The organism is Streptomyces sp. NPDC056347 (assembly GCF_042262625.1).
GTDB lineage: Bacteria > Actinomycetota > Actinomycetes > Streptomycetales > Streptomycetaceae > Streptomyces.
Genome location: NZ_JBHJQP010000278.1, coordinates 1 through 6482 on the forward strand (window position 1 = coordinate 1; position 6482 = coordinate 6482).

6 protein-coding genes are annotated in these 6482 nt (G+C 70.0%); 5 read left to right on the forward strand and 1 reads right to left on the reverse strand.

The features are described 5' to 3' along the window. Window positions 1-301 precede the first annotated feature (301 nt). The gene (locus ACFCV8_RS35050) at window positions 302-1894 is read right to left on the reverse strand and encodes a glycoside hydrolase family 20 protein (RefSeq protein WP_376689564.1); all 1593 of its coding nucleotides are present in this window, start codon (window positions 1892-1894) and stop codon (window positions 302-304) included. 399 nt (window positions 1895-2293) lie between these two features. Here ACFCV8_RS35050 and ACFCV8_RS35055 point away from each other — a divergent pair, with 399 nt between their 5' ends. The 5 genes from ACFCV8_RS35055 to ACFCV8_RS35075 all read left to right on the forward strand — a co-directional run bounded on the left by ACFCV8_RS35055 (window position 2294) and on the right by ACFCV8_RS35075 (window position 6423). Continuing rightward, on the forward strand, window positions 2294-2812 hold the full coding sequence (locus ACFCV8_RS35055; protein WP_376689565.1) for a 2-oxo-4-hydroxy-4-carboxy-5-ureidoimidazoline decarboxylase: 519 nt from the start codon (window positions 2294-2296) through the stop codon (window positions 2810-2812). A gap of 206 nt (window positions 2813-3018) precedes the next feature. Further along, entirely contained in the window at window positions 3019-3399 is a 381-nt protein-coding gene (gene sdhC, locus ACFCV8_RS35060) for a succinate dehydrogenase, cytochrome b556 subunit (RefSeq protein WP_073781590.1), read from the forward strand. A 5-nt stretch (window positions 3400-3404) separates the two neighbouring features. Then, window positions 3405-3881 (forward strand): succinate dehydrogenase hydrophobic membrane anchor subunit, encoded by a 477-nt coding sequence (locus ACFCV8_RS35065; RefSeq protein WP_376689566.1) that lies wholly within the window; start codon window positions 3405-3407, stop codon window positions 3879-3881. Window positions 3882-3910: 29 nt separating this feature from the next. Beyond that, window positions 3911-5665: a succinate dehydrogenase flavoprotein subunit gene (gene sdhA, locus ACFCV8_RS35070; protein WP_376689567.1), complete on the forward strand. Its 1755-nt coding sequence runs from the start codon at window positions 3911-3913 to the stop codon at window positions 5663-5665. Next, entirely contained in the window at window positions 5665-6423 is a 759-nt protein-coding gene (locus ACFCV8_RS35075; protein WP_376689568.1) for a succinate dehydrogenase iron-sulfur subunit, read from the forward strand. Before sdhA ends, ACFCV8_RS35075 begins: the two co-directional genes overlap by 1 nt. The last annotated feature ends 59 nt before the right edge of the window (window positions 6424-6482 follow it).

Consider the following 6482-nt stretch of genomic DNA (forward strand, 5'->3'; position numbering starts at 1 on the left):
GGCGACCACCGACAGCAGCACGACGACGGCCCTCGCGAGCCCCTCGGGCGAACGCAGGTACTGCTGCGGCGCGTAGAAGGCCGGTGCCGCCGGTACCCCGGCGGCGCCGGCGCAGGGCGCGCAGCGCCCGTCACCGGTGACCGGCGGTCTGAGACGGCAGGTGGAGCAGAGCATGAAGCGGAACCCCCCGGGGTTGTGCGCGCGAGCGGTTCACGGGCACGCGGAAAGGCACGTTCCTCCCCGGAACGCGCGACATCCGGAACCTAGGCGCTGCGTTCCTCCCTGTCCACAGGAATCGCGTTCAGCCCGTCGCGTCCAGCCGGTCGGCCAGGGCGCGGAAGCGGTCCCAGCTCAGCGCCGGTCTGCCGGGGACCCACAGCTTCTGGGCGACCGCGCGCAGCGGCATCCGGATGCCCCGGGCCACCTGCTCCGGGGTCTGCGCCTGCGGGAGGTCGCCCCAGACCGCGAACCGGCCGCCGAGGATCCGGCCGGAGTAGGAGGCCGGGACCGGGCTGGTGCCGCGCAGGACCAGCGGGGTCCACTGCTCGTAGATCCGCTCACCGGTCGGGTAGACGAAGTTGTTGGGCTGGCCGAGCACGTAATAGAGGTACTCGTCGTTGAGGTTCACCAGGCGCCGCCCCTCGCGCAGGTACTCCTCGGGCTGCCGGGCGCCGTACTCCTTGCCCGTCCAGTACTCGACCTCGATGTCCTGGTCGGCGTGGACGGTCCCGTCGCGGAAGAAGCCGTCGTTCCACGCCTTGGGCTGTTTGCCGTGCGGGCGCACCACCGCCGCGCGGTCGTTCAGCCAGCCGGTGGTCAGGTCCTTGATGGAGGCCGCCGCCCCGTACTTCTGCTGGGCGGCGCGCTGGAGCTGCGGGTAGGAGGCGGCCGGGTCGCGGGCCATCAGTGCCAGGTACTCGTCGCCGCCCAGGTGCCAGTAGGAGCCGGGGAAGAGCTCGGTGAACTCGCCGAGGAGTTCGTCGACGATCTTCGCCGAGCCGGGGTCGGAGATGTCCAGGGACCCGGGCGAGCGCACGCCCGAGACGTTGCGCAGCTGGAGCCCGGGGTGGGCGCGGAGCACCGCGCCGAGGTGTCCCGGCGAGTCGATCTCCGGGACGACCTGGATGTGCAGCCGGGCGGCGAGGGCGACGATCCGCCGTACCTCCGCCTGGGTGAGGTGCTGCGGCGACACCACCTCGGGGTGGGTGCGGGACTCGATGCGGAAGGCCTGGTCGTCGGAGAAGTGCAGGCCGAGCTGGTTGAGCTTGAGGTCGCCCATCTCGCGCAGCCGGTCCTCGATCCAGGCGGCCGTGTAGTGCTTGCGGGCGATGTCCAGGTTGAGGCCGCGCTGCGGCCGGTCGGGGCGGTCGCGCACCTCGCCCTCCGGCATCGAGCCGTCGGCGCGCACCGACTGTTTCAGGGTGCGCGTCCCGTAGAAGACCCCGGCCTCGTCCGGTCCGCTGATCCGGACCCGGCCGTCGTGGACGTCGAGGGTGTACGACTCGGGGGCGCCGCCGCCCGGGGCGAGGGCCAGCTCCACGTCACCCGCGCGGACGGGGACCTCGCCCCGGTAGCGGATGCCCAGCTCCCCGGCGAGCAGCCGCCCCTCGTCCGCGAGCGCCCCGCTGCCGGCCGCGACGACGACCCCGCCGCCCTGGCCGGGCCGCCAGCCGGGGCCGTGGGCCGCGCGGTGCTCCCGTACGGCGGGGATGGTGCGGGGTGCGGTGGAGAGCGGGTAGCTCCGGGTGGGCGAGGGGACGACGGCGCGTACGTCCGTCTCCCGGCCGGCGGGTCCGGTGCCGGAGCCCTCCGGCCAGACGACGACCGCGACCGTCGCGGCGGCCGCCGCGGTGAGGGCCGCACCTGCCACGAGTGCGCCACGTGAGAGCGGCATCGGTCGGAAACCTCCGTTGTCCGTGGGGGGGGTGAGAAGCGGGGGCGTGAGGAGCGGGGGTGGACGTGGGGGCGTGAGGGGCGCGGAGAGCCGTGGCGCGTACGGGGTCGTCCACCCGAAACGCCGGGTGGCACCGGACGAACAGCTTTTCCGTCTCCCTGGTCTACGGTTCACCGGGCGTTCCGAAACACTCCCGTCCGGGTGAAGTTCGCGCATTTGTCGGACGTGCGTTGCCGCTGATCGCTAGCGTTGAGAACCATTCGTACCCAGCTTCCCCCCTTCGCCCCGCATCTGCCTGGTCCCCTCCGTCGCTCCCCGCCCCAGGGTCACAGATGCCGTTGATCCGAGGAGCCCACGCTGTCCAGGTCCAGCGAGTCCCGCGCCGGCTTCCCGGAGCAATTGCGGCAACCGGCCACCCGGACGGCCGTACCCGCCCAGAGTTCCGGCCCCGCCCCCGCCCCGGGGCTCGACGATTTCAACACCGCGCCGTCCGCCGAGGCCGAGGCCGCCCTGCTGGACTGCTGCGGAAGCCACCGCTGGGCCCAGCGGCTGGCCGCCCACCGCCCCTACCCCGATCTCGACTCGCTGCTCGCCGCGGCCGACGAGGCGGGGTACGACCTCGCCCCCGCGGACCTCTCCGAGGCGCTCGCCGCCGAGGTCTCCCCCGGTCTGCACGACACCGCGCCGCACTCCGCCCATCTGGCGCTGCGGGCCGCGCACGCCGCGTACGAATCGCGCTTCGGCCATGTCTTCGTGATGTGCCTGGACGGACTGGACCCCGCCGAGCAGCCGGACCAGGTGCTCGCCGGCATCCGGGCCCGACTGGGTCACGAGTCGGACCAGGAGCGGGTCGTCAGCGCCGACGAGATGCGGCGGCTCGCCCGGGGCCGCATCATCGACCTGGTATCGGGTTCATAACGGAAAGGACTCGGCGAGTGCGCCGAACAGCCCGTTCTAGCCCGTCCGTGCCTGTTTGATTGCCACTTTGATCACACCGCGGGCCCCCGCGCGAACGAACCGACAAAGCGTCGCTACGATGGCCGGGGCCGGTGGACCGTACCCGGCCGGGTCAGACCGACAGTCAAGCCGGCCGACCCCAATCCCCGCTCCCGGAGGGTTCTTCCGTGCCGGCTGGAACGCTGTACCGCGGCCGGGAAGGCATGTGGTCCTGGGTGGCTCATCGAGTCACCGGTGTCCTCATTTTCTTCTTCCTGTTCGTACACGTCCTGGACACCGCTCTCGTCCGCGTCTCCCCCGAGGCCTATGACGACGTCGTGGCCACGTACAAGACGCCGATCGTCGCGCTGCTGGAATACGGCCTGGTGGCCGCGATTCTCTTCCACGCGCTGAACGGTCTGCGCATCGTCGCCGTGGACTTCTGGGCCAAGGGCCCGCGCTACCAGAAGCAGATGCTCTGGTCGGTCGTGGGCATCTGGATCGTGCTGATGGTCGGGGCTCTGTACCCGGTCCTCGGCCACGCCGTACGCGAAGTCTTCGGGAGCTGAGGCCCATGTCCACCGAGTCCTCCGCCGCGATCGGCTCCGTCGAGGGTGTCGGCCTGTACGACGTCGACAACCCCGCCCCGGTCATCGAGCCGCCGCGCAAGCGCACCGGCAAGACCCCCAAGGGTTCGCGCACCAACTTCGAGATGTACGCCTGGCTCTTCATGCGCCTGTCGGGCATCGTCCTGGTCGTCCTGGTCCTGGGCCACCTGCTGATCCAGCTCGTGCTGGACGGCGGCGTGTCCAAGATCGGCTTCGCCTTCGTGGCGGGCCGCTGGGCCTCCCCGTTCTGGCAGCTGTGGGACCTCGGGATGCTGTGGCTGGCCATGCTGCACGGCGCCAACGGTCTCCGTACGGTCATCAACGACTACGCCGAGCGGGACAACACCCGGTTCTGGCTGAAGATGCTCCTGTACACCGCCACGGTCTTCACCGTCCTGCTGGGCACGCTGGTGATCTTCACCTTCGACCCGAACATCCGCTAGGCGCCGGGCCAGAGGGACCAGAGGAAATCATGCAGATCCACAAGTACGACACCGTCATCGTCGGCGCCGGCGGCGCCGGTATGCGCGCGGCCATCGAGTCCACGAAGCGCAGCCGCACCGCGGTGCTCACGAAGCTGTACCCCACCCGCTCCCACACGGGCGCCGCGCAGGGCGGCATGGCCGCCGCGCTGGCCAACGTGGAGGAGGACAACTGGGAGTGGCACACCTTCGACACCATCAAGGGCGGCGACTACCTGGTCGACCAGGACGCCGCCGAGATCCTGGCGAAGGAGGCCATCGACGCCGTCCTCGACCTGGAGAAGATGGGCCTGCCGTTCGGCCGTACGCCCGAGGGCAAGATCGACCAGCGCCGGTTCGGCGGTCACTCCCGCAACCACGGTGAGGCCCCGGTCCGCCGCGCCTGCTACTCGGGCGACCGCACCGGCCACATGATCCTCCAGACGCTGTACCAGAACTGCGTCAAGGAGGGCGTGGAGTTCTTCAACGAGTTCTACGTCCTGGACCAGCTGGTCGTCGAGGAGGACGGCGTCAAGAAGTCCGCCGGCGTCGTCGCCTACGAGCTGGCCACCGGCGAGATCCACGTCTTCCAGGCGAAGTCGGTCATCTACGCCTCGGGCGGCACCGGCAAGTTCTTCAAGGTGACGTCGAACGCGCACACCCTGACCGGTGACGGCCAGGCCGCCTGCTACCGCCGGGGCCTGCCGCTGGAGGACATGGAGTTCTTCCAGTTCCACCCGACGGGCATCTGGCGCATGGGCATCCTGCTGACGGAGGGCGCCCGCGGTGAGGGCGGCATCCTCCGCAACAAGGACGGCGAGCGCTTCATGGAGAAGTACGCGCCGGTCATGAAGGACCTCGCGTCCCGTGACGTCGTGTCCCGCTCCATCTACACGGAGATCCGTGAGGGCCGCGGCTGCGGTCCCGAGGGCGACCACGTCTACCTCGACCTCACGCACCTGCCGCCGGAGCAGCTGGACGCCAAGCTCCCGGACATCACCGAGTTCGCGCGCACGTACCTCGGCATCGAGCCCTACACGGACCCGATCCCGATCCAGCCGACCGCGCACTACGCCATGGGCGGCATCCCGACCAACGTCGAGGGCGAGGTGCTGGCCGACAACACCACCGTCGTCCCGGGCCTGTACGCCGCCGGCGAGGTCGCCTGTGTCTCCGTGCACGGCGCCAACCGCCTGGGCACCAACTCGCTGCTCGACATCAACGTCTTCGGGCGCCGCGCGGGCATCGCCGCCGCCGAGTACTCCGAGAAGAGCGACTTCGTCGAGCTTCCCGAGAACCCGGCGCAGATGGTCGTCGACCAGGTCGAGCGGCTGCGGAACTCCACGGGCACCGAGCGCGTCGCGGCGATCCGTCAGGAGCTCCAGGAGTGCATGGACGCCAACGTGATGGTGTTCCGCACCGAGCAGACCATCAAGACGGCCGTCGACAAGATCGCCGAGCTGCGCAGGCGCTACCAGGACGTGTCGATCCAGGACAAGGGCAAGCGGTTCAACACGGACCTGCTGGAGGCCATCGAGCTGGGCAACCTGCTCGACCTGGCCGAGGTCATGGCGACCTCCGCGCTGGCCCGCAAGGAGTCCCGCGGCGGTCACTACCGCGAGGACTACCCGAACCGCGACGACGTCAACTTCATGCGCCACACCATGGCGTACCGCGAGGTCGCGGCCGACGGCAGCGAGTCCATCCGGCTCGACTACAAGCCCGTCGTCCAGACCCGCTACCAGCCGATGGAGCGTAAGTACTGATGGCAACCCCGACTCTGGACAAGGTCGAGGCGCAGTCCGCCGCCTCGCCGTACATCACGGCGACCTTCCGTATCCGCCGGTTCAACCCCGAGGTCTCCGACGAGGCCGAGTGGGAGGACTTCCAGGTCTCGATCGACCCGAAGGAGCGCGTCCTCGACGCCCTTCACAAGATCAAGTGGGACATGGACGGCACGCTGACGTTCCGTCGCTCCTGCGCGCACGGCATCTGCGGCTCCGACGCGATGCGGATCAACGGCAAGAACAGGCTCGCCTGCAAGACGCTGATCAAGGACATCAACCCGGAGAAGCCGATCACGATCGAGGCCATCAAGGGCCTCACGGTCCTCAAGGACCTCGTGGTCGACATGGACCCGTTCTTCCAGGCGTACCGCGACGTCATGCCCTTCCTCATCACCAAGGGGAACGAGCCGACCCGCGAGCGTCTGCAGTCCCCCGAGGACCGCGAGCGCTTCGACGACACCACCAAGTGCATCCTGTGCGCCGCGTGCACCTCGTCGTGCCCGGTGTTCTGGAACGACGGGCAGTACTTCGGCCCGGCGGCGATCGTCAACGCGCACCGCTTCATCTTCGACTCGCGCGACGAGGGCGGCGAGCAGCGCCTGGAGATCCTCAACGACCGTGACGGTGTGTGGCGTTGCCGCACCACCTTCAACTGCACGGACGCCTGCCCGCGTGGCATCGAGGTCACCAAGGCGATCCAGGAGGTCAAGCGGGCGCTGATCACGCGCCGCTTCTGACCGCCGGCCGGCACGGCACCAGCAAGGAGGCCCCGCCCCCGGGTCCAGCACCCGGGGGC

Bases quoted from the DNA above. Each gene is read 5' to 3' on its own strand.
- ACFCV8_RS35050 (WP_376689564.1), bottom strand. From the start codon at position 1,894: ATGCCGCTCTCACGTGGCGCACTCGTGGCAGGTGCGGCCCTCACCGCG.
- ACFCV8_RS35065 (WP_376689566.1), top strand. From the start codon at position 3,405: ATGTCCACCGAGTCCTCCGCCGCGATCGGCTCCGTCGAGGGTGTCGGC.
- sdhA (WP_376689567.1), top strand. From the start codon at position 3,911: ATGCAGATCCACAAGTACGACACCGTCATCGTCGGCGCCGGCGGCGCC.
- ACFCV8_RS35075 (WP_376689568.1), top strand. From the start codon at position 5,665: ATGGCAACCCCGACTCTGGACAAGGTCGAGGCGCAGTCCGCCGCCTCG.